The organism is Methylobacterium aquaticum, from assembly GCF_001043915.1.
Classification (GTDB): domain Bacteria; phylum Pseudomonadota; class Alphaproteobacteria; order Rhizobiales; family Beijerinckiaceae; genus Methylobacterium; species Methylobacterium aquaticum.
In genome coordinates, this window is the sequence record NZ_LABX01000490.1 from 1 (window position 1) to 558 (window position 558).

Sequence of the window (558 nt, forward strand, 5' to 3'; positions counted from 1 at the left end):
CCACAGGAAGCGCCGGCCGGGTCCTCGCCCCGTCCCGGTCCCGGCCGGCGCTTCCTGTGGCGCAGCGACGCCCGCGGCAGCCTCGTCGAGGCAACCGAGGGGCTGGCCGAGACCATCGGCGCCTCCCCGGTCGGCCGGAGCTGGGACGACCTGCTCGCCGGCCCGGTCGAGGCGGAGCCGCAGGTGGCCGCCGCCCTGGCCGAGGCCCTGGTCCAGCGCCAGACCTTCCGGGCCGTTCCAGTGCGCTGGCGCATCGCCGGGACCCGGATCGCGGTCGCGGTCGATCTCTCGGGCGCGCCCCGGCTCGGCGCCGGCCGCGCCTTCGCGGGCTTCAGCGGCTTCGGGGTGATCCATCCGGAGCGGGTCGTGCCGGCGACCGACCGGCCGGAGGCCCCGGAGCCGAAGCCGCCCCGCCCCTCCCTGCGCGAGCGCGCCGCCGCGGTCATCGCCGTCGGGCGCCAGCCCTCCGGGGATCCTGCCGCGCCGCCTCGTCCCGTCCCGGATGCCGCCCTCCGCCCCGACCGGTCGCCCGCCCTTCCGCGCGTCGAGCCGGGGACG

At 80.1% G+C, this 558-nt stretch carries 1 pseudogene; it reads left to right on the forward strand.

The annotated features are described in order from the left end of the window. Positions 1-558 (forward strand): annotated as a pseudogene (locus VP06_RS37605) (PAS domain-containing sensor histidine kinase); the annotation flags it as partial.